Annotated in this window: 22 protein-coding genes; 16 read left to right on the forward strand and 6 right to left on the reverse strand. The window is 54.1% G+C overall.

From position 1 onward, the window contains the following. Positions 1–105 precede the first annotated feature (105 nt). The 7 genes from F3I20_RS19010 to F3I20_RS19040 all read left to right on the forward strand — a co-directional run bounded on the left by F3I20_RS19010 (position 106) and on the right by F3I20_RS19040 (position 6,649). Positions 106–969, forward strand: a complete 864-nt coding sequence (locus F3I20_RS19010; RefSeq protein WP_150013910.1) for a YicC/YloC family endoribonuclease — start codon at positions 106–108, stop codon at positions 967–969. A 413-nt stretch (positions 970–1,382) separates the two neighbouring features. Then, entirely contained in the window at positions 1,383–2,306 is a 924-nt protein-coding gene (lpxP, locus tag F3I20_RS19015; protein ID WP_150013907.1) for a kdo(2)-lipid IV(A) palmitoleoyltransferase, read from the forward strand. Between the two features lie 205 nt (positions 2,307–2,511). Further along, the gene (locus tag F3I20_RS19020; RefSeq protein WP_150013904.1) at positions 2,512–3,654 is read left to right on the forward strand and encodes an alanine racemase; all 1,143 of its coding nucleotides are present in this window, start codon (positions 2,512–2,514) and stop codon (positions 3,652–3,654) included. Between the two features lie 135 nt (positions 3,655–3,789). Continuing rightward, positions 3,790–4,185, forward strand: a complete 396-nt coding sequence (locus tag F3I20_RS19025; protein ID WP_150013901.1) for a polyketide cyclase — start codon at positions 3,790–3,792, stop codon at positions 4,183–4,185. A 434-nt stretch (positions 4,186–4,619) separates the two neighbouring features. Beyond that, complete coding sequence (locus F3I20_RS19030) at positions 4,620–4,808, forward strand: hypothetical protein (protein WP_223811732.1); 189 nt, start codon at positions 4,620–4,622, stop codon at positions 4,806–4,808. Between the two features lie 161 nt (positions 4,809–4,969). Continuing rightward, positions 4,970–5,614 carry an oligosaccharide flippase family protein gene (locus F3I20_RS19035; RefSeq protein WP_150038099.1) on the forward strand — a complete coding sequence of 215 codons (645 nt, stop codon included), beginning with the start codon at positions 4,970–4,972 and terminating at the stop codon, positions 5,612–5,614. A 417-nt stretch (positions 5,615–6,031) separates the two neighbouring features. Next, entirely contained in the window at positions 6,032–6,649 is a 618-nt protein-coding gene (locus F3I20_RS19040; RefSeq protein WP_013359520.1) for a trimeric intracellular cation channel family protein, read from the forward strand. Here the strand turns inward: F3I20_RS19040 and ligB are convergent. Continuing rightward, positions 6,587–8,338: an NAD-dependent DNA ligase LigB gene (gene ligB, locus F3I20_RS19045; RefSeq protein ID WP_150019643.1), complete on the reverse strand. Its 1,752-nt coding sequence runs from the start codon at positions 8,336–8,338 to the stop codon at positions 6,587–6,589. The two genes, F3I20_RS19040 and ligB, sit on opposite strands and share 63 nt — an antisense overlap. Positions 8,339–8,577: 239 nt before the next feature. Between ligB and gmk the strand changes: the two genes are divergently transcribed. From gmk to F3I20_RS19085, 7 genes are all read left to right on the forward strand, one after another. Further along, positions 8,578–9,201, forward strand: coding sequence for a guanylate kinase (gmk, locus tag F3I20_RS19050; RefSeq protein ID WP_150013892.1), 624 nt, complete (start codon positions 8,578–8,580; stop codon positions 9,199–9,201). A gap of 54 nt (positions 9,202–9,255) precedes the next feature. After that, positions 9,256–9,531: a DNA-directed RNA polymerase subunit omega gene (gene rpoZ / locus F3I20_RS19055; RefSeq protein WP_003851346.1), complete on the forward strand. Its 276-nt coding sequence runs from the start codon at positions 9,256–9,258 to the stop codon at positions 9,529–9,531. A 20-nt stretch (positions 9,532–9,551) separates the two neighbouring features. Then, entirely contained in the window at positions 9,552–11,657 is a 2,106-nt protein-coding gene (gene spoT / locus F3I20_RS19060; RefSeq protein WP_150038098.1) for a bifunctional GTP diphosphokinase/guanosine-3',5'-bis pyrophosphate 3'-pyrophosphohydrolase, read from the forward strand. A gap of 2 nt (positions 11,658–11,659) precedes the next feature. Next, positions 11,660–12,358 carry a tRNA (guanosine(18)-2'-O)-methyltransferase TrmH gene (trmH, locus tag F3I20_RS19065; protein WP_150038097.1) on the forward strand — a complete coding sequence of 233 codons (699 nt, stop codon included), beginning with the start codon at positions 11,660–11,662 and terminating at the stop codon, positions 12,356–12,358. Continuing rightward, on the forward strand, positions 12,355–14,433 hold the full coding sequence (gene recG, locus F3I20_RS19070) for an ATP-dependent DNA helicase RecG (protein WP_150013885.1): 2,079 nt from the start codon (positions 12,355–12,357) through the stop codon (positions 14,431–14,433). Before trmH ends, recG begins: the two co-directional genes overlap by 4 nt. A gap of 106 nt (positions 14,434–14,539) precedes the next feature. Then, a complete protein-coding gene (locus F3I20_RS19075; protein WP_150013883.1) occupies positions 14,540–15,913 on the forward strand; it encodes a nucleobase:cation symporter-2 family protein in 1,374 nt (457 codons plus the stop codon). 118 nt (positions 15,914–16,031) lie between these two features. Next, positions 16,032–17,711 carry an AsmA family protein gene (locus F3I20_RS19085; protein WP_150038096.1) on the forward strand — a complete coding sequence of 560 codons (1,680 nt, stop codon included), beginning with the start codon at positions 16,032–16,034 and terminating at the stop codon, positions 17,709–17,711. A 32-nt stretch (positions 17,712–17,743) separates the two neighbouring features. Here the strand turns inward: F3I20_RS19085 and fabY are convergent, their stop codons facing one another. From fabY to typA, 5 genes are all read right to left on the reverse strand, one after another. Then, the gene (fabY, locus tag F3I20_RS19090) at positions 17,744–18,691 is read right to left on the reverse strand and encodes a fatty acid biosynthesis protein FabY (RefSeq protein ID WP_150038095.1); all 948 of its coding nucleotides are present in this window, start codon (positions 18,689–18,691) and stop codon (positions 17,744–17,746) included. Positions 18,692–18,747: 56 nt separating this feature from the next. Continuing rightward, positions 18,748–19,185, reverse strand: coding sequence for a D-aminoacyl-tRNA deacylase (gene dtd, locus F3I20_RS19095; protein ID WP_150013877.1), 438 nt, complete (start codon positions 19,183–19,185; stop codon positions 18,748–18,750). Beyond that, a complete protein-coding gene (locus F3I20_RS19100; protein ID WP_033734547.1) occupies positions 19,182–20,051 on the reverse strand; it encodes a virulence factor BrkB family protein in 870 nt (289 codons plus the stop codon). The genes dtd and F3I20_RS19100 overlap by 4 nt, the downstream gene beginning before the upstream one ends. Positions 20,052–20,054: 3 nt before the next feature. Next, a complete protein-coding gene (gene yihX, locus F3I20_RS19105; RefSeq protein WP_013359531.1) occupies positions 20,055–20,651 on the reverse strand; it encodes a glucose-1-phosphatase in 597 nt (198 codons plus the stop codon). Between the two features lie 199 nt (positions 20,652–20,850). Further along, positions 20,851–22,674: a ribosome-dependent GTPase TypA gene (typA, locus tag F3I20_RS19110; protein ID WP_150013875.1), complete on the reverse strand. Its 1,824-nt coding sequence runs from the start codon at positions 22,672–22,674 to the stop codon at positions 20,851–20,853. A 437-nt stretch (positions 22,675–23,111) separates the two neighbouring features. Between typA and glnA the strand changes: the two genes are divergently transcribed. Together glnA and glnL are read left to right on the forward strand one after the other, a co-directional pair. Continuing rightward, a complete protein-coding gene (glnA, locus tag F3I20_RS19115) occupies positions 23,112–24,521 on the forward strand; it encodes a glutamate--ammonia ligase (RefSeq protein ID WP_013359533.1) in 1,410 nt (469 codons plus the stop codon). A 138-nt stretch (positions 24,522–24,659) separates the two neighbouring features. Continuing rightward, positions 24,660–25,709: a nitrogen regulation protein NR(II) gene (glnL, locus tag F3I20_RS19120; RefSeq protein WP_013359534.1), complete on the forward strand. Its 1,050-nt coding sequence runs from the start codon at positions 24,660–24,662 to the stop codon at positions 25,707–25,709. Positions 25,710–25,713 lie beyond the last annotated feature (4 nt).

Consider the following 25,713-nt stretch of genomic DNA (forward strand, 5'->3'; position numbering starts at 1 on the left):
GGAAAGCGGAAATGGTTCGTTATTTTCCGGTGAGACGCTTATGCCTGTTATGCCGTGGCTCGCCTCGCTATACTTCACACATCTTTCCGCAAATGAGTACCGCTTATGATCCGCAGTATGACCGCTTATGCCCGCAGCGAAGCCAAAGGCGAATGGGGCAGCGCCGCCTGGGAGCTGCGTTCTGTTAACCAGCGTTATCTGGAAACCTACATCCGCCTGCCGGAACAGTTTCGTGGGCTGGAGCCGGTTATCCGCGAACGCATTCGCCAGCGTCTGACGCGCGGTAAAATTGAGTGCAACCTGCGTTTTGATGCCGACCCCAGCGCGCAGGGCGAGCTGATGCTCAACGAAACGCTGGCGAAACAGCTGGTGCAGGCGGCCAACTGGGTGAAAATGCAGAGCGATGAAGGCGCGATTAATCCGCTGGATATTCTGCGCTGGCCCGGTGTGATGTCTGCACAGGAGCAGGATCTGGATGCCATTAACACGCAGTTGTTGAAGGCGCTGGATAGTGCGCTGGATAATTTCATTGCAGCACGCGAAAGTGAAGGCACCGCACTGAAAGCGATGATTGAGCAGCGTCTGGAAGGGGTTTCGCAGGAAGTCAGCAAAGTGCGGGCGCAGATGCCTGAAGTCATCAAATGGCAGCGTGAGCGTCTGGTCGCCAAACTGGAAGATGCTGAAGTCCAGCTGGAAAACAATCGCCTGGAGCAGGAACTGGTGATGATGGCGCAGCGCGTTGACGTCTCCGAAGAGCTGGATCGTCTGGATGCGCACGTCAAAGAGACCTACAACATCCTGAAAAAGAAAGAAGCGGTTGGCCGTCGGCTCGATTTCATGATGCAGGAGTTCAATCGTGAATCGAATACGCTGGCATCGAAGTCGATCAACGCCGACATCACCACTTCTGCGATCGAACTGAAAGTGCTGATTGAACAGATGCGCGAGCAGATTCAGAATATCGAGTAACACCAGCCCGGCAGGTCAGTAATGAAGCGCCAGCGATGGCGCTTTGTTCATTTTTCAGGCAAGCTACACTAGCTCATACGGCCTTTAATGGACGTGGCTGGCCTCAACATTACGTAAAGATTAATAAATATTCATTTCCGGACTCTTCCTGAACGCCTGTCAGTCACACTTCGCTTTTCAGGTCTGTCTTTTTAATACCCTGAATTTAAAATATTTTTTCTGTTGCGAACACTTTTTTGGCACCCGAAACGCTGGCTCCCTGAAACAGGTCAATCCTGTAGATTCCGCAGATTCTCTTTCTTTGAAGGCACTTTTTGATAAAGTGCTGGTCGAAATCAGTACAGCTGTAGCGCCTGGAGACTTTATGGAAGTGTTCTTTATGCGATGCATCCATTTATCTCATGAAGGTTTTAATGAAAAACACCGGAAAATTTAGCAGCTCGCTGCTGCATCCGCGTTATTGGTTTACCTGGTTTGGTCTTAGTGTGCTGTGGCTCATCGTCCAGCTTCCCTATCCTCTCCTTATGCGTCTCGGTGCTGGTGCGGGCAAAATTTCCCGCCATTTCCTGCAGCGCCGTGAGCGAATCACCCGCCGTAACATTGAGCTCTGCTTTCCTGGCATCAGTGAAGAAAAAACAGAACATATGATCGCCGGTAATTTTGCGTCGTTAGGCATGGCGCTGGCTGAAACCGGTATTGCCTGGTTCTGGTCTGACCGTGCGGTAAAACGTCTGTTTAAAGTGTCAGGTATGGATAATCTCCACGCTGCGCAGAATGAAAAGCGCGGTGTGATGCTGATTGGCGTGCATTTCATGTCACTGGAGCTGGGCGGCCGCATCAGCGGTCTCTGTCAGCCGATGATGGCGATGTATCGCCCGCACAACAATCAGGCAATGGAATATGTGCAGACCAAAGGCCGGATGCGCTCGAACAAAGCGATGATTGACCGCCGCGATCTGCGCGGCATGGTTAACGCTCTGAAACAGGGTGAATCTGTCTGGTTTGCGCCGGATCAGGATTACGGCCCGAAAGGCAGTACCTTTGCGCCGCTGTTTGCGGTAGAAAAAGCGGCCACCACCAACGGCACTTTTGTGCTGTCGCGTCTGGCGAAGCCGGCGATGGTGCCGATTATGCTGATCCGTAATGCAGATAATGATGGCTATCATCTGATCATTGAGCCATTGCTGGAAAATTATCCGCATACGGACGAGGCTGCAGCAGCAGCTTATATGAATAAAGTGATCGAGAATCAGATTCTGCGCGCACCGGAACAATACCTCTGGCTGCATCGCCGATTCAAAACCCGTCCGCCGGGTGAACAATCACTCTACGTCTGAGTAAGCAGATAAAGCAGGCACCGCGCCTGCTTTATTTTTTTCATCTTTCTAAACCTATCGCCCTCTTCACCTGGTGAGGTGCTTTCTTGCTCTTTATCATTGTTTCTGTTTTTCAGCACTCGGGTTTGCATCCGGCAATCTGGCCTCAGCGAAAGAATTGAGAGAATATGAACCCTCTTATTCCGTCAATGGCCCGAGGATTTTTTTGGATACCAACAATGCCCAACAGTGGCAGAGGCCGCTGATTGATGACCGCCTTACGCCCTATATTGAAGTGGATGCAGAGCGCCTGGAGCAGAATCTGCAGCATATGCAGCGCAAAGCCAGTGCGGCAGGCGTCGCATTGCGTCCGCATATCAAAACACATAAAAGCGTCTGGATTGCTCAGCGTCAGCTTGAATATGGTGCTCAGGGCATCACGGTCTCTAAACCCAGCGAAGGTATCAGCTTTATTCAGGGTGGCGTTCGTGATCTGCTTTTAGCCTATCCGGTTGTGCAACCGCAAAGCGTGGCTGAATTGCTGCGTCACGCCGTGCTTCATCAGGCAAAACTTACCCTGATCGCGGACAGGCTGCAGGGTGTGGCAGCGATTGCGGATGCGTGGCAGCAACAACCAGACTGCGAGCTGGCGGTGGCGATTAAAGTGGATGTTGGATTACACCGCATTGGTGTTAATCCTGATAGTGATGAAGCGGTGCTGATTGCTCAGGCGCTGCGGGACAGAGGCGTACGCTTTGCCGGATTAGTGTCGCATGCCGGCCACGCTTATGGTGCCGGTAATGCCGCGGCTATTGTTGATATTGCCAGGCAGGAAACGGTATTGATGCAGCAGCTTCAGACAAAACTGCAGGCGGCAGGATTTACTGACTGTCCGCTCTCTGTGGGTTCAACGCCTACGGCTCTGGCAGCCGACGTTGCGCCCTGCATCAGTGAAATCCGGCCCGGCAACTATGCACTGCTGGACCTTACCGCCTGTCGCCTCGGGCTAAGTCACGTCGAACAGCTGGCAATGAGCGTCATTACCCGAGTGGTAGCGGTAAACGATCATTTCGCGATTGTGGATGCCGGATCGAAAATGTTGAGTTCAGATAAAGGGCCACACGGCACCAATGCCAGCGGCTTTGGTGTTGCAGCCGACGAAGCGGGCCACACGTATGAGGTGACAAAGTTATCTGAGGAGCATGGTTTTCTGCTTTATCAGGATTGCCGTCCTGAAGTCGGCACGCTGCTGCGTATCTTCCCGAATCACAGTTGCGCAGTGATGGCACAGTCGGATGGCTTTGTTCTGCGTCGCGCCAGGGGGCATAGCGAAGAGCACGCAGTTTCTGCACGCGGCAATTTTATCTGAGTCAGCGGCAGACAGCCTTATCCGTTGTCTGCCGTTTGTACGAAACCCTGCCAACACCACACTTCTGCTGTTACAACGTATTAACGAGCCGGACCCCATGCTTTAATGCTTTTTTAGCTTATTCCCGGAGGTTGTATGCTCTCCTCGCGCACGCTGAGCCTGACGATTCCGCGTCACTGGTTAGATCTTTATGAAACTATCTGGAAGCCGGAATTTTTTCCAAAGTGGGCGTCCGGGCTGACGAATAGTGCATTAGAACCTGATGGCAATCGCTGGCGTGCCAGAGGTCCTCAGGGAAATGTAAAGCTACGGTTCTCGCCACATAATCCGTTTGGCGTAATGGATCACTGGATTGACAGTGGCTCAGGAAAAGAAATCTACGTGCCAATGCGCGTGATCGCTAACGAGCAGGGTGCCGAGGTGATGGTGACGGTTTACCGCCAGCCATTTACTTCAGATGAGAGATTTAAGCAGGATATTGAATGGGTTAGCAACGATCTTGAGAAGCTTAACCAGCTTCTGACACAATAAATCAATGACTTAGCTCGATTTTTTCTCTGTACTTATCACTGGCTGTTTATGAAAAAAAACAGAAAAACTTTCAAAGATAAAGCATAAAGCCTTTATCTGATTGCATGCCCCTTTTACACATTTACCACCAACCCTGCTTAAGCATTGTTGCCAGGAAAATTCCTGGCAACATTGTCTGACAGACAGGCAATCCCCGCTGATTTCAGGCATCTTCATCTGCTGTATAAACACTTTCGCTAAAACGCATACATTAATCATCAACAATTGTTTATTACTGACGTGCTGGATATTTAATATTTATCATGCATGAATTGAAACCATTTATTTCTGCTGGCGCGTAATCAGACTTTTCTTATGGTGTTAAATTAAATAAAACAATGTATAAATCATTCCACACACAGCAATACCTATAATGATAAAGCAGGAAAAAAGTCATGGACCGCTCTGCGTATCCTTTGTTATCAGGAAAAGAATGCGTTGAGATTGCCGCAAGGATGCTGGCAGGAGAATATAAAACTACAACAGGATTTATTCGTGATCTGGCGGAATTCTTTTTAGCTGCAGGGGATTCCTGCCATGACACGAAACAGAGAATTTACCAGGGATATCTCTTTTTTATCTGAGCATCATTTGATTGAATCAATAATAACATGGCAAGCCTGGAAAGGTATTTCAGGACTCCGGCCAGAAAAATTGCACTAACTAACGGTGTAACAGCAATCTCTCATTGCCGTTACTCAACGATTTAATTGTCACAGAGTCAATGAACTCTAACGAGTATATTATGGCAATACGTGAAAGCAGTCTTAATAGTGCAAAGTGGTCTCTGCTCTCTTCAATAAAAATTATTGGCATCGGCGTACTGCAGCTCTCGTTGCTGGCGCAAATCCTGCAGGCGAATGAACTGAACCTGCTGGCGATCGCCGTGATAGCCTTACTGGCTATCGATACGCTGGCCGATCGCGGCTTCTCAAATAAGCTGATCCGCCGCTGTATGCTCTCTATCAACGACCTCTCCACGATCTACTGGGGTAATATGTTGATGGGTGTCACGGTGTTTGGTCTGTTATTGACGGGCAGCCACCTGCTGAACAGCCTGTTTGGTCAGCCTAAACTGGCGTTAATGCTGCAGATGGTCTCAGTGGTGTTTATTATCATCCCACAGGGTCAGCATTACCGTGCAATATTACAGCGCGAAAAACAATATACCCGTATCGCCTTTGCTGAAACCTCATCAGTATTAGCCGGTCTTGCCGTCACTTTATTTACCGTCTGGCTGACACCTTCAGTACTGTGTGCGATCTGGGGTTACCTGGCGATGGCATCCATTCGCATGCTGATTTACTGCTACTATGGTCGTTCATGGTTCCAGCCAGAATACCATTTTAGCCTGAAAGCCTTTTCTAAAATTCGTGCAAGAAACAAATAATAAAATAAGTCTGTATGGTGGGCTCTGAGCATCCGAAACGATGCGTTGGCGTGCTGTTAATCAGCACGCCTTTTCTTTTTATTAAGTCTGTCGTTTTACTTCCTTCATCAATTCCTTACTTTACCCGCTGCATCCAGCTTTTTTATCTTCTTTATAAACTGATTTACGTCCAGCGATAGCCTGGCAGTCACAGTCGGTTAACCCCCATAGTCCAGAGCGATTAAACATCCGGGCTGTAACGTACAAATCTGCTGTACATTCTTTCCCCTCAGATGTCTGCGCAGGCCCTCTCCAGAAAAGTCTTTCTATGCTGACGCCGGGGCTGGCTGGTATAAACTGCGCTAATCCCGGACGCCGATCGCCAGAAATCTCAGTCGCCGTCTCCTGATCTATGCCGTCGCCTTACTGGAGCCTGCTATGTTACTGACCGTTCTCTATATTATTGGTATTACTGCTGAAGCGATGACAGGCGCGCTGGCGGCGGGCCGCCGCAAAATGGATCTGTTCGGTGTCATTATTATTGCGTCAGTGACTGCCATCGGTGGCGGCTCCGTGCGCGACATCCTGCTGGGTCACTATCCGCTGGGCTGGGTGAAAAATCCCGAATACATCATGATTGTGGCAGCAGCAGCGGTCATCACCACTTTCCTGGCACCACTGATGACGCACCTGCGCAAAGTGTTCCTGGTACTGGATGCGCTGGGACTGGTGGTCTTCTCTATTATTGGTGCACAGGTTGCGCTCGATTCCGGCCACGCCATGATTATTGCCGCGATAAGTGCGGTGATTACCGGCGTCTTTGGTGGCGTATTGCGTGACATGTTCTGTAATCGTATTCCGCTGGTGTTTCAGAAGGAACTCTACGCCGGTATCGCTTTCGCCTCAGGCTGGATCTATATCCTGCTGCTGAAAACTACGCTGGCGCATGAAGCGGTGATTATCATTACCCTGCTATTCGGCTTCTTTGCCCGTTTACTGGCGCTGCGCTTCCGCCTTGGTTTGCCGATTTTCAACTATCCCCATCCCGAGCACTGATGATGCAGGAATGTTCTGCTGCTGCAGGAACGTGATCAGCCCTTGCACACGGGCATCATGCAACTGCGCCACCAGCCGCTTTGCCAGCGCAGGGCCAACGCCCGGTAACGCCTGCCAGCCCGCAACATCCCGCTGCATTAAACTCTCCCACTGCTGATCGGGCAGTGACTTCAGGGCCTTCCGCGGCAGTGAAATACCTAAGGCATCCACCCAGCGACGAAACGGCTGCTGACGGGTGAGATTAAAACGATGCCAGAGCTGACCCGCCTGTTCCGAAGAGAAGCCCGTTGCGACGGCGATCTGTTCCGGTGTTAACGTCAGCCAGCCGAACAGATGCGTCATACGGCCGGTTTCCAGTAAGCGCAGCCAGGTGCTGCGCTCAACGCCCGCAATATTCAGCACCGTTTTCTGACTGAGCCAGCGTAATTTTGCCAGTAACTGCTTCTGGCACTCCGCACTGAAGGTGTAACAACTTAACGGCGTGTAATGCGACGCGTCGGGAGGCTGAGGATAGTCACGCTCTGCTACGCGCCAGATAACCCGCTCCAGCCGGGGTATCCCCTGACCCGCCAGACTCAGCGTGATCACATCGCCCGCCACGATATCGCTTTCCTGCCAGCGACGCAGAGATCCGACATTGACCCGTCTGACGGTCTTGTCATCCAGCTGCACCGGCTGCAGATTAAGGACGGCAGCTATTTTCCCGGTACGGCCAACAGGAAAATCGACTGAGAGCACTTCAGCGCTGACTTCCGGAGGCTGATACTTCCAGGCAACAGCCCAGGTTCCCTCTCCCGGCAGCCAGTTTTTGCCCGCAGGACGAAGGCTCTGATGCACCACCACGCCATCAGTGACAAAGGGCAGCGCAGCATGGAACCAGCGATCCCGCCAGGCGGCGACCTCCTCTTCATCTTTGACGCGGTGACTCCATTTTGCGGCAACGCCCAGTCCCCAGCGGCGGAGTTGCTCAAGGCGTTCTGCCATTTTGTCGGGACCATCTGGCCAGGCCCAGATAAAAACATCGAGCGAGTCCAGCAGGGGAACGCGCTGTTTACTCATCATGGCCCCGGCTACCTGTGCGCGTGCATTTTTACCGCCATCAACGGCCTGTTGATGACCGGTCATCGACAGAAATAACTCACCCTGCAGCACAACGTCGTCGAGATGGGTGTCGATATGCAGCGGAATCGCCGGGATCCAGGCGGCTTTAGTCAGCCACTCTTCACCCAGTAATCCGTCGCCGCGACTTAACAGGGAGACCAGCCTGCCGTGGCGATACACCAGTGAAACGGCGATGCCATCAACTTTGGGCTGCACCCAGAGATCGCTACGCCCCTGCATCCAGTAAGCCAGCGCCAGCTTGTCACGCATCTTTTTTACGCCAGTATGGGCGACCGGATGCAATGACTTGCCATTACCCGGCAGTTGCGGTTCGTAAGCCGGCTGATAAGGGCTAAAGCAGTGCTGCCACTGAATCAGTCGCTGCTGAAGAGCGTCATAATCCGCATCCGCCACTGGACTCAGCCCCTGACGATAGTAAGCGTCATCCCAGTGTTGCAGTTGCTGCTGCAGGCGGCGGACCTCTTCCGTCGCCCGGATCGGTGTCCAGACCGGACAAACAGCGCTGTGCGCAGGCCATGTGACGATCCACAAAATAGCCGCAAACAGCGGCCAGCCGAATCCTTTCATACTCTCTCTCCTGACGTTTTGCGGTATTCAATATCAACGCTTTGGTGTCAGCCAGAGATGATGTTTGATAGCGGAAGGGATGCCGTGGCAATAAGGTATTAATTGCAGAGGCCTGACAGACAGTTGCGCGAAGATGCGCAAAAGTTGGCTGTTGCCGCTGCGCAAACGCTGCGTGGCAGCGGGAAGCTGTGTATACTGTGCAGGAAATCGACTCCGCTTTTAATCAATTCAAGAAAACCATGGCTCAAGGCACGCTCTATATTGTTTCTGCCCCCAGCGGTGCAGGGAAATCCAGCCTGATTCAGGCACTGTTAAAGACCCAGCCGTTGTATGATACGCAGGTCTCTGTTTCGCACACGACGCGCGGCATGCGTCCGGGTGAAGCCCATGGCGAACACTATTTTTTCGTTGAGAAACATGAATTTGAGCGGATGATCGCGGAAGATGCCTTCCTCGAACACGCTAAAGTTTTCGACAACTATTACGGTACGTCGCGCCATGCTATTGAGCAGGTGCTGGCAACCGGTGTTGACGTGTTTCTCGACATCGACTGGCAGGGTGCGCAGCAAATCCGCGCTAAAATGCCGGGCGCACGCAGCATCTTTGTATTGCCGCCGTCGAAAGAAGAGCTCGATCGCCGTCTGCGCGGTCGTGGTCAGGACAGCGAAGAGGTCATCACGCGTCGCATGGCTCAGGCAGTAGCGGAAATGAGCCACTACGCCGAGTATGACTATTTAATTGTGAATGATGATTTCGATCTGGCGCTGTCCGATCTGAAAACCATTATTCGCGCCGAACGTCTGCGTATGGCGCGCCAGAAGGCGCGTCACGATGCTTTAATCAGCAAACTGTTGGCAGTCTGAATACAGTTTCAGTATGATGCGCAGTCATTTCTTCATCTGTGGAGTAGCACACCTATGGCACGCGTAACCGTTCAGGACGCAGTAGAAAAAGTTGGTAATCGTTTTGACCTGGTGTTGGTCGCTGCACGTCGTGCACGTCAGATGCAGGTTGGCGGCAAAGATCCGCTGGTTCCGGAAGAGAACGATAAGCCTACCGTTATCGCTCTGCGCGAAATCGAAGAAGGTCTGGTCACCAATCAGATTTTAGATGTGCGTGATCGTCAGGAACAGCAAGAGCAGGAAGCCGCTGAATTACAGGCCGTTACCGCTATCGCTGAAGGTCGTCGTTAACAGCCACCTGCAGGTCGCCCTTGTATCTGTTTGAAAGTCTCAATCAACTGATTGAAAAATACTTGCCAGAGGAGCAGATCAAGCGCCTCCAGCAAGCCTACCTTGTCGCACGTGATGCCCACGAGGGACAGACGCGCTCCAGCGGTGAGCCTTATATCACCCATCCTGTTGCCGTGGCCTGTATTCTGGCGGAAATGAAGCTCGACCATGAAACCCTCATGGCCGCGCTGCTGCATGACGTGATCGAAGATACGCCTGCCACTTACCAGGACATGGAACAGCTGTTTGGTAAAAGCGTGGCGGAGCTGGTCGAAGGCGTTTCCAAGCTGGATAAGCTGAAATTCCGCGACAAGAAAGAAGCGCAGGCAGAGAACTTCCGCAAGATGATTATGGCGATGGTGCAGGATATCCGCGTCATTCTCATCAAGCTGGCTGACCGCACCCACAATATGCGCACCCTGGGGTCGTTACGCCCGGACAAATGTCGCCGCATCGCGCTGGAAACGTTAGAGATTTACAGTCCGCTGGCGCATCGACTGGGTATTCATCATCTTAAAACGGAGCTGGAAGAGCTCGGGTTTGAGGCTCTTTACCCGAACCGGTATCGGGTAATTAAAGAGGTGGTGAAAGCCGCGCGCGGTAATCGTAAAGAGATGATCCAGAAGATTCTTTCTGAGATTGATGGCCGTTTGCAGGAAGCGGGCATTCCCTGCCGCGTCAGCGGTCGCGAAAAGCATCTTTACTCTATCTACCGCAAAATGACGCTGAAAGAGCAGCGTTTTCACTCGATCATGGATATCTATGCCTTTCGCGTCATCGTGAAAGATCTGGATACCTGCTATCGCGTTCTGGGCCAAATGCACAGCTTGTATAAGCCGCGTCCGGGCCGCGTGAAAGATTACATCGCCATCCCCAAGGCTAACGGCTATCAATCGCTCCATACCTCCATGATCGGTCCGCACGGCGTGCCGGTTGAAGTGCAGATTCGCACCGAAGATATGGATCAGATGGCGGAAATGGGGGTCGCTGCGCACTGGGCTTATAAACAGGCGGGCGAAAGTGGCACCACCGCACAGATTCGCGCTCAGCGCTGGCTGCAAAGCCTGCTGGAGCTGCAGCAGAGTGCGGGCAGTTCGTTTGAATTTATCGAAAGCGTGAAGTCCGATCTCTTCCCGGATGAGATCTACGTCTTTACGCCTGAAGGCCGCATTGTTGAGCTGCCAACCGGCGCGACGCCAGTGGACTTCGCCTATGCGGTTCACACCGACATCGGCCATGCCTGCGTCGGCGCACGCGTTGACCGCCAGCCTTATCCGCTGTCGCAATCCCTGACCAGCGGACAGACGATTGAGATCATCACCGCGCCAGGCGCCCGTCCCAACGCCGCCTGGCTCAACTTTGTCGTCAGCTCCAAAGCCCGCGCCAAAATTCGCCAGCTGCTGAAAAACCTCAAGCGTGAAGACTCGGTTAATCTGGGTCGCCGCCTGCTCAGCCATGCGCTGGGCGGCAGCCGTAAACTGGCTGAGATCCCGGCTGAGAATATCCGTCAGGAACTGGACCGTATGAAGCTGACCTCGCTTGACGATCTGCTGGCGGAAATTGGTCTGGGCAATGCGATGAGCGTGGTCGTGGCGAAGAACCTGCTGCAGGCGGACAGCAAGACGATCAATAACAGCAAACGCGGTAAGCTGCCGATCAAAGGCGCTGATGGCGTGTTGATTACGTTCGCCAAATGCTGCCGACCGATTCCCGGTGACCCGATTGTTGCTCATGTCAGCCCTGGAAAAGGACTGGTGGTGCATCATGAATCCTGTCGAAATATTCGCGGCTACCAGAAAGAGCCGGAAAAATTCATGCCGGTCGAGTGGGATAAAGTCACCGAGCAGGAGTTCGTGGCGGAAATCAAAGTCGACATGTTTAACCATCAGGGCGCACTGGCAAACCTGACGGCAGCAATCAATACGGCCGGTTCCAATATTCAGAGCCTCAATACCGAAGAGCGTGATGGCCGCGTCTACAGCGCCTTTATCCGCCTCACCGCACGCGACCGTGTCCATCTGGCGAATATCATGCGTAAAATTCGCGTGATGCCGGATGTGATCAAAGTTCACCGTAACCGTAATTAGGCATGAACGATCAACGTTTTGCCCGGATTCAGGCGATGCTGGCACTGCGCCAGCACGACCTGACGGTCTGTATGGAGCAGGTGCATAAGCCGCACAATGTGTCGGCGGTTATCCGCACGGCCGACGCTGTGGGCATCCACGAAGTACATGCTGTCTGGCCCAGCCAGCGGATGCGCACCCAGGCTTCCGCGTCTGCCGGAAGCAACAGCTGGGTGAAAGTGGTCACCCATCCCACCATCGGCGATGCCGTAAAACGGCTTAAACAGCAGAAGATGCAGGTTCTGGCGACTCATCTTTCTGACGATGCCGTGGATTTCCGTGAGATCGATTATACCCTTCCCACCTGCATCCTGATGGGACAGGAAAAAACCGGCATCACTGCAGAAGCACTGGCGCTGGCTGACCGGAAGATCGTAATTCCCATGGCAGGAATGGTGCAGTCACTGAATGTTTCGGTTGCCTGTGCGCTGATCCTCTATGAAGCGCAGCGGCAGCGGCAGAATGCCGGTTTTTATTTGCGCGATTACAGCCTGCTGGATGATGATGAGCAGCAACGCCTGCTGTTTGAAGGCGGATTCCCGGTGCTGGCGCGGGTCGCGAAGCAGAAAGGTTTACCCTATCCGCGCATCAATGCCCAGGGCGAAGTCGACGCCGATCCCAGCTGGTGGGCAACCATGCAATCAACCGGTAAAAAAAGATGAAAGGCCGTCTGCTGGATGCCATCCCGCTCAGTACCCTGACCGGCGTCGGTGCCAGCCAGGCGGCAAAACTGGCTAAAATTGACCTGCACACCATTCAGGATCTCCTGCTTCATCTCCCGCTACGCTACGAAGATCGTACCCAGCTTTATGCCATTGACGATCTGCTGCCCGGTATCTGGGCCACCGTAGAAGGCGAAGTGCTGCACACAGACATCACCTTTGGTCGCCGCCGGATGATGGTGTGCCAGATCAGCGATGGCAGTGGTGTCCTGACCATGCGCTTCTTCAACTTCAATGCCGGGATGAAGAACAACCTGTCGCCGGGCCGGCGCGTCACCGCTTATGGCGAGATTAAGCGCGGTCAGCGCGGCGCTGAGATCATTCATCCCGAATACCGCATCCAGGGCGAACAGAGCAATGTAGCGCTGGAAGAGACCTTAACACCGGTTTATCCCACCACTGAAGGCATCCGACAGGCCACGCTGCGTAATCTTACCGATCAGGCGCTGACGCTGCTGGAGAGCTGCCCGATTGCCGAGCTGCTGCCGAAGGAACTGAGCGGCGGCTTGATCAGCCTGCCTGATGCACTGCGCACACTGCATCGTCCGCCGCCCGATCTCCGGCTCAGTGAGCTGGAGAGTGGCCGTCATCCGGCGCAACGCAGGTTAATTCTGGAAGAGCTGCTGGCGCATAACCTCAGCATGCTGGCGGTACGCGCCGGTGCTCAGCGCTATTACGCGTTACCGATGCCGCCGCGACACAACCTTAGCGATCAGCTGCTGGCCGCGCTGCCCTTCTCACCGACCAATGCGCAGAAACGCGTGGTGGCGGAGATAGAGAAAGATCTGGCCAACGATTTCCCAATGATGCGGCTGGTGCAGGGCGACGTCGGCTCGGGTAAAACGCTGGTAGCCGCGCTCTCTGCGCTGAATGTTATCGCCCATGGCAAACAGGTTGCGCTAATGGCACCGACCGAACTGCTGGCGGAACAGCACGCCAGTAACTTCCGTCAGTGGTTTGCGCCGCTGGGCATAGAAGTGGGCTGGCTGGCCGGAAAACAGAAAGGCAAAGCCCGCCAGGCACAGCAGGAAGCAATAGCCAGCGGCCAGGTGGCGATGGTAGTCGGCACACACGCGCTGTTTCAGGAGCAGGTGCAGTTCAAGGGTCTGGCGCTGGTCATTATTGATGAGCAGCACCGGTTCGGCGTCCACCAGCGACTGGCTTTGTGGGAAAAAGGCGAGGAACAGGGTTTCCATCCGCATCAGCTGATCATGACCGCCACACCCATTCCGCGCACCCTGGCGATGACGGCTTATGCCGATCTGGATACCTCAACTATCGATGAGCTGCCACCGGGACGTACACCGGTGACCACCGTCGCCATCCCCGATACGCGACGCGATGAGATTGTAGCGCGGGTTGAGCATGCCTGCCGCGAGGGACGTCAGGCCTACTGGGTCTGCACCCTGATTGAAGAGTCCGAATTGCTGGAAGCGCAGGCGGCAGAAGCCAGCTGGGAATCCCTGAAAATGGCGCTTCCCGACTTGAACATCGGACTGGTACATGGCCGGATGAAGCCCGCGGAAAAGCAGGCGGTGATGCAGGCCTTTAAAGCGAATGAGCTGCAGCTGCTGGTGGCGACGACAGTCATAGAGGTCGGCGTTGACGTGCCGAATGCCAGCCTGATGATTATCGAAAACCCGGAGCGGTTAGGGCTGGCGCAGCTGCATCAGCTGCGTGGCCGTGTAGGTCGTGGTGCTGTAGCATCGCACTGTGTGCTGCTCTATAAAGCGCCGCTGAGCAAGACGGCGCAGAAGCGTCTTCAGGTGCTGCGCGACAGCAATGATGGCTTTGTCATTGCTCAGTTCGATCTTGAGATTCGCGGTCCGGGTGAACTGCTGGGCACGCGTCAGACCGGCAACGCTGAATTCAAAGTAGCCGACCTGCTACGTGATGCCGCGATGGTGCCGGAAGTTCAGCGCGTGGCGCGCCACATCCACCAGCACTATCCCGAGCAGGCCAGCGCCCTGATTGAACGCTGGCTGCCAGAGAACACCCGCTATACCAACGTCTGAGTGCGTTCCATTCTGGTACGGCCTTTTTTATCCTCACCGGGCAAACGATTGCTTTTAGCCTGCGGATGATTACAATCGCCACACTATTTTTTGGGAAGAACAGAAGATGTCCACCACTCCTCAGCCAGACCAGCCTTCCGCCACGAAAAGTGAACTGATTTATCGTCTTGAAGATCGTCCCCCCCTGCCGCAAACGCTGTTTGCCGCCGGTCAGCACCTGCTGGCAATGTTTGTCGCGGTTATTACGCCTGCGATTCTGATTTGTCAGGCGCTGGGCCTGCCTGCAGAAGATACCCGGCACGTGATCAGTATGTCGCTGTTTGCATCGGGCGTGGCATCACTGCTGCAAATCAAAACCTGGGGACCTGTAGGTTCGGGCCTGTTGTCGATTCAGGGCACCAGCTTTAACTTCGTAACGCCTCTGATTATGGGCGGGATGGCGCTGAAAAATGGCGGTGCTGATGTGCCCACCATGATGGCGGCACTGTTTGGCACGCTGATGGTAGCCTCCTGTACCGAAATGGTGCTGTCGCGCGTATTGCATCTGGCGCGCCGGATCATTACCCCACTGGTTTCCGGTATCGTGGTGATGATTATTGGCCTGTCGCTGATTCAGGTCGGCCTGACCTCCATTGGCGGCGGTTTCAGTGCGATGAGCGACCATACCTTTGGCGCGCCGAAAAATCTGATGCTGGCCGGAGCCGTGCTGCTGGTGATCGTGCTGCTGAACCGACAGAAGAATCCCTACCTGCGCGTCGCCTCCCTGGTGATTGCCATGGCGGTGGGCTATCTGCTGGCCTGGGCGATGGGCATGCTGCCTGCGACAGGTATTCCTGCCGATCAGCCGTTAATCATGGTGCCAACTCCGCTCTACTACGGACTGGGCTTCGACTGGAATCTGCTTATCCCGCTGATGCTGGTATTTATGGTCACCTCTCTGGAGACCATCGGCGATATCACCGCCACCTCGGATGTTTCAGAGCAGCCGGTGAGCGGACCGCTCTATATGAAACGCCTGAAAGGTGGCGTGCTGGCGAATGGTCTTAACTCCTTTGTCTCCGCGCTGTTTAATACCTTCCCTAACTCCTGCTTCGGTCAGAACAATGGCGTGATTCAGTTGACCGGCGTGGCCAGCCGCTACGTGGGCTTTGTGGTCGCGCTGATGCTGATTGTGCTGGGGCTGTTCCCGGCGGTCAGCGGTCTGGTTCAGCTCATTCCTGAGCCGGTGCTCGGCGGCGCAACCATTGTGATGTTCGGCACCATCGCCGCCTCGGGCGTTCGCATCGTGTCACGCGAGCCGCTTAACCGTCGCGCCATCATGATCATCGCGCTGTCGCTGGCGGTGGGGCTGGGTGTTTCTCAGCAACCCTTAATCCTGCAGTTTGCGCCCGAGTGGCTGAAAACCCTGCTCTCTTCCGGCATTGCGGCAGGTGGCATTACCGCCATCGTGCTCAACCTGATTTTCCCGCAAGAGAAGTAAGTCCACAGGCAGGCTTCGGCCTGCCTGCTAATTATTCGGATTTACATCCAGGCTGTTGAGCTGTAACGGTAATTCAGGCATAACAACCTCTCACCGGATTTAACTCGGGAAGGATGCGATGAAATTTATTGGAAAGTTTTTCCTCACCTTACTTTTGCTGCTGCTTTTCATCCTTGTGGTGATCTATGTGTTGCTGCAGACCCAGTGGGGTGCAGGCTGGTTTAGCCGTTGGGTGAGCGACAAAACTGAATGGCATCTCTCCCTGAGTAAAATTGAACACAATTTCTCTTCTCCCTCTCATATCATTCTGGATGACTTCAGCTTTGGTCATGATGGGCAGCCTGCGGTTCTGGTAGCGAAACAGGTCGATCTCGGTCTGGCTCTGATTCAGTTCAGCGATCCACTGCATTTCAGCAGCCTTGAATTGCGCGACGGGGAAGTGAATCTGGCCAATCTGACGCCAGGCAGTGCGCTACCCATTCAGGCCGACCGGCTGCAGCTCAATAACATGCGTATCGACAGCCCTGACAGCGCGTTACCGCTGTTTGCTCAGCAGGTTAATGGTGGCATTCTGCCGTGGAAACCCACAGCCCTCGATATGCTGGGTCGCGATGCCCGCTTCCAGATGAGTGCAGGCAGCATGACGCTGAATAAGGTGCCCGCTGAAAACGTCCTGATTCAGGGCAGTGTTTCCCAGGGCCGGATGCGCTTTGATAATATTGGTGCCGACCTGGCGCGTGGCTCCATGACCGGCAACGGTGAGCGTGATGCCCAGGGCAACTGGAAAATTAATCAGTTGCGACTGAATGACATTCGTCTGCAGACCGCCAGCAGCCTGAAAGATTTCCTGCATAGCCTGCAGGTGGTTCCCTCGATTGCCATTACGCGCTTCGACATGACCGATGCCCGCCTGCAGGGACCTGACTGGGCGGTGACAGATCTTGATCTGACGCTGAGAAACGTTAACTGGCAGGGCGATGACTGGCAGAGTAATGATGGTTCGCTGGCGCTGAATGCCAGTAATTTTATCAACGGTGGATTCGAGCTTAATGATCCTATCGTTAACCTGGATTTCTCGCCGCAGGGCCTGGCGCTGACGCAGTTCAGTTCACGCTGGGCGAATGGGGTCATTCGGGCTGACGGTGACTGGTCACGCAGCGATAAACGCCTGACGCTGAAAAATCTGGCTGTTGCCGGCCTGGAATATACCCTGCCGCAGGACTGGCGCGACCGCTGGCAGGCGGCACTGCCCGCGTGGCTGGATAGCGTAGCGGTGACGCGTTTCACCTCTAATCGTAACCTGATTATCGACATCAATCCGGCGTTTCCCTTCCAGCTGACTTCACTGGATGGATCCGGCGAGAACCTGCTGCTGGCGCAGCAGCATCAGTGGGGGATCTGGTCGGGTAAGCTCAGCCTGAACGCGGCAGAGTCGACCTTTAACCGCACCGATCTGCGTCACCCGTCGATTGCGCTGAGTGCCGACCCACAACAGATTCAGGTGACTGAGCTGAGTGCGTTCAGTAACAAGGGCCTGCTGGAAGGGACGGCTACCGTCGGCCAGCAGCCAGCGCGCCCGCTGACGCTGCAACTGACGGGTCGTGCAGTGCCGGTGAATGTGTTGCAGAACTGGGGATGGCCCGTCTTGCCGTTAACCGGTGACAGTAATATGCAGCTGCAACTGAGCGGCGCTTTAGCCGCAGGCCAGCCATTACGGCCGACGGTCAATGCCACGCTGTCGGTGACAACGGACAGTCAGCAGGTGCAGCAGACTATGCAGGCTGGAGAGGTACGTTGATAACTTAAGGGCCGCAGATGCGGCCCTTATGATTAGTTGATACGTGCGCCGGAACCCCCCTCTTCCAGCGGCCCATCCGGATCGGCGGGCAGAACGATGTAAACGCCCTCAAACACCGCGCCACATTCATCATCGCCAAACAGCTCCACTTCAAGCTGCACGCGAGCTTTACGCCCGCGAGCCAGACGGTCAAGGTCGCCACTTAGTGAGCCGAGGTCGGCAATCGCGCCAGGCCGTCCGCTGATCGGGTGGCTATATCGAATGTGCGCATCTGCCAGAATAATGGTGCCGCCGAGATGGCGCTCGCGCAGCAGCAACCAGATCAATCCCCAGCCGGTCAGCGTGGCCAGCGAGAAAAGGCTGCCAGCAAACAGGGTGTGATGTGGATTCTGATTGCCCGCTTCAGGCATGGTGGTGATAAATTTCTGCCCGGTAAACTGCAGGATACGCACACCCATCTTCTCGCTGAGCGGAATATGATCATACCAGGCCTGTTGTAGCTGACCGCACCAGTCGGCGCGATGCAGGATATCATCAAGCGTAATGACCGGCTTGATCATCAGAAAGTGGCGTACCGGCGTCGTCTGCGGCGCGGTAATCTCACCCTGATTGATGTAGCCGAGCTTGGCGAAGAAAGCGACCGCATCTTCGCGGGCACTACAGGTTACCCGCTTCGCGCCTTCCTGACGCGCTACCGACTCCAGGGTCATGGCCATCAGCGTACCTAGCCCTTTGCCCTGTACAGATGGATGAACAGCCATGAAGCGGATAGCGGCCTCATTATCAGCATTGATGTAGAGACGGCCAATGGCGACCGGATTTCCCTGCTCATCAACCACCATCTGATGATGCGCCAGGGCATCCCAGGCGTCACGTTCCGACCCCTGCGGCTGACGCAGCGGTTTACGCAACATCTCCCAGCGGAACTGATAATAGATATCCAGCTCTTCCGCCGTCTGTGGCACGCGAAGATGATACATGTAATGTTTCTCCCGCTCGGCCAGGTGGCCTGTCCCCTGCCGCTCCGCTTGCGATCTCACACCTGTAACCAGAAGGTTACAGGACCATCATTCACCAGCGAGACCTGCATATCCGCAGCAAAACGGCCATTTGCCGTGATCATGCCCTGCTGACGACAGCAGTCGCTGAAGTATTCATACAGGCGTTCGGCCTCGGCAGGCTCCGCGCCACCTGAAAAGGAGGGGCGCATCCCTTTTTGCGTATCTGCGGCCAGCGTAAACTGCGATACCACCAGCACGCTTCCGCCCGCCTGGCGGACACTCAGGTTCATTTTGCCCTGTTCATCACTAAAGATGCGATAGCCCAGTACGCGTTCTGCGAGACGTTCCGCACGCGCATTGTCATCACCCTTTTCCACGCCCAGCAAAACCAGTAAACCGGCACCGATTTCGCCGATTACGTTCTGATCGACGCTGACGCTGGCGCGCTGCACGCGTTGAATCAATGCAATCATGTTTCCTCGCGTTGTTCTTCTTTGTGCTGCTGTTTTAACTGCCGATAGTCGGCTAACGCGACGGTAATTTCAGCGCCTAACAACACAATACACCAGGTCCAGTAGACCCAGAGAAACAGAATGGGGATCACGGCCAGTACGCCGTAGATCAGCTGATAAGAGGGGAACATAGTAACATAGAGCGCAAAGCCCTTTTTACCCAGCTCAAACAGCGCACCCGCCACCAGCGCGCCAATCAGCGCATCGCGCGGCGGTACCCGCTGGGTAGGCACAATGCTGTAGAGCAACCAGAAGGCGAGCCACGACAGCAGAAGCGGGAAAATGCGCAGCATCTGATCGACCAGGCTGGTAACGCCGGTCGCGTTAATCCAGCGCAGTGACAACAGATAGGAGCTTATCGCCAGGCTGGCACCCGCCAGCAGCGGGCCGAGCGTCAGGATCATCCAGTAGACCGCAAAGGAGTAAACCATTGGCCGCTTCTTATTGCTGCGCCAGATGGTATTTAATGCGGTATCAACCGAATGCATCAGCAGTAAGGCTGTCACGATCAGGCCGACGGCCCCAACCGCCGTCATCCGGTTTACGTTAGCCACAAACTGCTCAAGATAGCGTTGCAGCGTGTTGCCTGCAGCCGGCATCAGGTTGTTAAAGACAAACTGTTTCAACTGCACGCTGATATCAGAGAAGACCGGGAACGCCGCAAACAGGGCAAACACCACCGCAATCAGCGGCACCAGCGCCAGCAATGAGACATAAGCCAGATTACCGGCCTGCGTCGTCATGCCATCCTCATCAATGCGTTTCCACAACAATTTGAGCCACAACCAGAACGCATGCAGCCCGGGACGAAATTTACGTGACATCATGAGTTACGGTTGACCTGCAAACCAGTCAGGTACCGTTTTACTGTCAGTAACCAGTACACTTTCAATGCCCAGGGCGCGCGCCGCCTCAATATTCTCCGGGTTATCGTCGAAAAACACCGCCTGATCGGCAGTCACACCCTCCGCGTCCAGCACATGCTGATAAATCCGGGCTTCCGGTTTACGCATACCCAGCTCCTGCGAGAGATAGAGTTTGTCAGCCGCCTGCTGTACGTCGGGATACTGCGTTGGCCAGAATTCACAATGCAGCTTATTGGTGTTAGAGAGAATCACCACCCGATGACCTTCAAGTCGCAGCCGGTTCATCAGCGCCAGGGTTTCAGGACGCACATCTACGAAGACCGCCTGCCAGCCAGCAGTAAACTGTTCATAACTCAGCGCGATTTCCAGCTTTTCACACAGCGCCAGCGCGAAGTCTTCATCGCTGAGTTCTCCACGTTCGTGTTGTTCAAACGCTTCATCCATCTGGAAATGGCTTTGTAGCGAGGCCAGTGGCACACGGCTAAGGTCACTCCAGACACCCAGCACGCGGTTAAAGTCGATATCAATAATCACATTGCCCAAATCAAAGATATACAGCATGGTGTGTCTCCTTCTGTTCCCTGGAGTATTCACTCTAGCGGCAAAAGTGCAGGCTGAACAGGCACGCGTGGAGAGAAAAGCGTAAACGCCAGAAGGTGGAGAGAACGCACCCAAATATTTACTGGCCCGACTGGAGAAGCCGGAATTTCAGGCAAAAAAAAGCCCCGCATGCGGGGCTTTTTATCAGTTAAAGGCGCACTTATGCGTCTTTAGGACCACGTGAAGCACGTTTACGGTCGTTTTCAGTCAGGTGACGTTTACGGATACGCACTGACAGCGGTGTTACTTCAACCAGTTCGTCATCATCGATGAACTCGATCGCCTGTTCCAGCGTCATTTTCTGCGGTGGAACAAGTGTCGTTGCTTCATCAGTACCGGAAGCACGCATGTTGGTCAGCTTCTTACCGGTCAGACAGTTTACAGTCAGGTCGTTAGAACGGCTGTGAATACCAATGATCTGGCCTTCATAGACTTCTGCACCGTGACCCAGGAACAGCTTACCGCGATCCTGCAGACCGAACAGGGCGAACGCGACGGCTTTACCCTGACCGTTAGAGATCAGTACGCCGTTCTGACGCTGGCCCACTTCGCCTGGACGGATATCGTCGTAGTGGCTGAAGGTGGAGTAGAGCAGACCGGTACCGGACGTCATGGTCATGAATTCGTTACGGAAGCCGATCAGACCACGGCTTGGGATCACGTAGTCGAGACGTACGCGCCCTTTACCATCCGGATCCATGTTTTTCAGATCGCCCTTACGCTCACCCATGGCTTGCATAACGGAACCCTGATGCGTCTCTTCGATATCCAGCGTAACGTTCTCGAATGGCTCCTGTTTACGGCCTTCGAATTCGCGGAAGATAACTTTCGGACGGGATACCGCCAGTTCGAAACCTTCACGACGCATGTTTTCGATCAGAACTGACAGGTGAAGTTCACCACGACCCGATACGCGGAAGGCGTCAGAATCTTCAGTTTCTTCAACACGCAGTGCCACGTTGTGAACCAGTTCTTTGTTCAGACGCTCAAGGATCTGACGTGAAGTCACGTACTTACCTTCTTTACCGCAGAACGGTGAGGTGTTGACGTTAAAGAACATGGTTACGGTTGGCTCATCAACGCTCAGGGCTGGCAGCGCTTCCACATTCTGCGTGTCACAGATGGTGTCAGAGATGTTCAGCTCGCCCAGACCGGTGATAGCAATGATATCGCCCGCTTCTGCCAGATCGCTGTCGATACGCTCAAGACCCAGATGAGTCAGGACTTTACCGACTTTAGCGTTACGGGTTTTGCCTTCGCTATCGATGATAGTGACCTGCTGGTTAGGCTTCACTTTACCACGCTTGATGCGGCCGATGCCGATCACGCCCAGGTAGTTGTTGTAGTCCAGCTGAGAGATTTGCATCTGCAGTGGCGCTTCAACTTCAACCTGCGGAGGTGAAACGTGATCAACGATAGCCTGGTACAGCGGGGTCATATCGTCAGCCATATCGGTGTGCTCAAGACCTGCAATACCATTCAGCGCAGAGGCGAAAATGATAGGGAAGTCGAGCTGCTCGTCAGTGGCATCCAGGTTTACGAACAGGTCAAATACCTGATCCACAACCCAATCCGGACGCGCACCCGGGCGGTCTACTTTGTTGATAACCACAATCGGCTTCAGACCATGCGCGAACGCTTTTTTGGTCACGAAGCGGGTTTGCGGCATAGGGCCATCCATCGCATCTACAACCAGCAGCACCGAGTCCACCATGGACATGACGCGCTCAACTTCACCACCGAAGTCGGCGTGTCCTGGGGTATCAACGATGTTGATACGGTAGTCATTCCACTTAATGGCGGTGTTTTTTGCGAGGATGGTAATCCCACGCTCTTTCTCCAAATCATTGGAGTCCATCACGCGCTCTGTTGCTTCGGTACGGGCATCAAAAGTACCGGATTGTTGCAGCAGTTTGTCAACCAGGGTGGTCTTTCCATGGTCAACGTGCGCGATGATGGCGATGTTACGCAAATTTTCGATCACAGCTTTGCCTCAGGCATTAGAAATAGCGCGGTATTGTACACGGATTAAGCGGAAGACTGAACAGGATCACACTTTTCACTGAAAGTTTATTGCATCGGCGCAAATTTGCCCTGTTCCCGGTGCAGAAAATGCACTAAGTTGGTCCCATGCACCAAAATAGTGCTAATAAAACACCGTTAAGCACCTTAATGGTGCATTAAGACCATCGTGGTGCAGGCGCTTTATGACAAAAAGGTGCATCACAAGGCGATTTAAGCAACATCAAAAAAGTTGGCACAGAATTCGCTTTATCTAATACAAGCGTAAACGCCAGTCAGATGTCGGTTGAAGAGCGTGCCGGAAAAGATGAGTCAGGGAGTGGTTTTCCCAAACGCATTCCGGAAACGACGTTTCCTCGCCATGTAGATAATGAAAGACCATTTCCAGGAGAGTTGAGTATGTCCGCTGAACACGTTCTCTCGATGATGAACGAGCATGAAGTTAAGTTTGTTGACCTGCGTTTTACCGATACCAAAGGTAAAGAACAGCACGTTACGATCCCTGCTCACCAGGTTAACGCTGACTTCTTCGAAGAAGGCAAAATGTTCGATGGTTCGTCTATTGGCGGCTGGAAAGGCATTAACGAATCAGACATGGTGCTGATGCCTGACGCTACCACGGCAGTCATGGATCCTTTCTTCGAAGATTCTACGCTGATCATCCGTTGTGACATTCTTGAGCCAGGCACTATGCAGGGCTACGATCGCGATCCACGCTCTATCGCCAAGCGCGCTGAAGATTACCTGCGCTCTTCCGGCATCGCGGACACCGTGCTGTTTGGACCAGAACCCGAATTCTTCCTGTTCGATGACATCCGTTTCGGTTCATCAACATCCGGCTCACATGTGGCTATCGATGATATCGAAGCGGCATGGAACACCGGTAAAGAGTACGAAGGCGGTAACAAAGGTCACCGTCCAGGTCTGAAAGGCGGTTACTTCCCGGTTCCACCGGTTGACTCATCACAGGACATCCGCTCTGCCATGTGTCTGACCATGGAGCAGATGGGCCTGGTTGTTGAAGCGCATCACCACGAAGTGGCGACCGCAGGTCAGAACGAAGTGGCAACCCGCTTCAATACCATGACCAAAAAAGCAGACGAAATTCAGATCTACAAATATGTCGTTCACAACGTTGCGCACGCTTACGGCAAAACGGCGACCTTTATGCCGAAGCCAATGTTTGGCGACAACGGTTCAGGCATGCACTGCCACATGTCACTCTCTAAAGGTGGCCAGAACCTGTTTGCCGGTGATAAGTACGGCGGCCTGTCTGAAATGGCGCTGTTCTACATCGGCGGTATCATCAAGCACGCGAAAGCGATCAACGCCCTGGCGAACCCGACAACCAACTCTTACAAGCGTCTGGTCCCGGGTTACGAAGCACCGGTTATGCTGGCTTACTCTGCCCGTAACCGTTCTGCCTCAATCCGTATTCCGGTTGTTGCCAGCCCGAAAGCCCGTCGTATTGAAGCGCGCTTCCCGGATCCAGCCGCTAACCCATACCTGGCGTTCACCGCGCTGCTGATGGCTGGCCTGGATGGCATCATCAACAAAATTCATCCTGGCGACGCGATGGATAAGAACCTGTATGACCTGCCACCGGAAGAAGAAGCTGAGATTCCAAAAGTTGCAGGCTCGCTGGAAGAAGCACTGAATGCACTGAATGAAGACCGCGAGTTCCTGACCCGTGGCGGTGTATTCACAGACGAATCGATCGATGCTTACATCGAACTGCGTAAAGCAGAGATGGATCGCGTTCGCATGACGCCACACCCGGTTGAGTTCGAGCTTTACTACAGCGTTTAACTGGTCAGACGTTTTTGTTGCCGTGGAAACTTTTAGCCCATCTTCGGATGGGCTTTTTTCTCCGCGAATTCACCGTTCATTCGCCCTCTTTTCGGCTTAAAGACTAAAATGCACCTGACTGGTGCAGAGGAACGTTGTATGGCAACTGGCTCTCTGCCCGATGCGGGGCAGATTCTCAACGCGTTAATCAACAGTATTTTGTTGGTGGATAACGATCTGGTTATCCATTACGCCAACCCGGCGGCGCAGCAATTACTGGCGCAAAGCTCACGCAAATTGTTCGGCACACCATTACCGGAATTAACCGGCTACTTTTCGCTGAATATTGAGGTGATGCGCGAGAGTCTTGAGGCTGGCCAGGGATTTACTGACAGTGAAGTCACGCTGGTAGTCGATGGTCGCGCACATATTATGTCGCTGACCGCCCAGCGGTTACCCGATGGCTTGATTCTGATGGAAATGGCACCGATGGATAATCAGCGTCGCCTCAGTCAGGAGCAGTTACAGCACGCGCAGCAGGTGGCCGCTCGTGACCTGGTTCGCGGTCTGGCCCATGAGATTAAAAATCCGCTGGGCGGATTACGCGGCGCGGCACAGCTTCTATCCCGCGCCCTGCCCGATCCGTCACTGAATGAATACACCAAAGTGATTATTGAACAGGCCGACCGGTTACGAAATCTGGTGGATCGTCTGTTAGGACCGCAACAGCCAGGCATGCACATCACGCAGAGCATTCATCAGGTGGCCGAACGCGTGGTCAATCTGGTGTCAATGGAGCTGCCGGAGAATGTTTCGCTGGTTCGGGATTACGACCCCAGCCTGCCGGAACTGCCGCATGACCCCGACCAGATCGAACAGGTACTGCTTAACGTGGTTCGCAACGCACTTCAGGCGCTGGGCGATGATGGCGGCACCATTGTTATCCGCACCCGCACCGCTTTCCAGTTGACGCTGCACGGCACACGTTATCGCCTGGTGGCACGTATTGATATTGAAGATGATGGCCCCGGTATTCCGGCCCAGCTGCAGGATACGCTCTTCTATCCGATGGTCAGCGGACGTGAAGGCGGAACCGGTTTAGGCCTCTCCATCGCCCGTAGCCTGATTGATCAACATTCAGGAAAAATAGAATTTAACAGTTGGCCGGGACACACCGAATTTTCGGTTTACCTGCCTATTCGCCAGTGAGGTT

This window comes from Candidatus Pantoea gossypiicola, assembly GCF_008632075.1.
In the GTDB taxonomy this organism is placed as follows: Bacteria; Pseudomonadota; Gammaproteobacteria; order Enterobacterales; family Enterobacteriaceae; genus Pantoea; species Pantoea gossypiicola.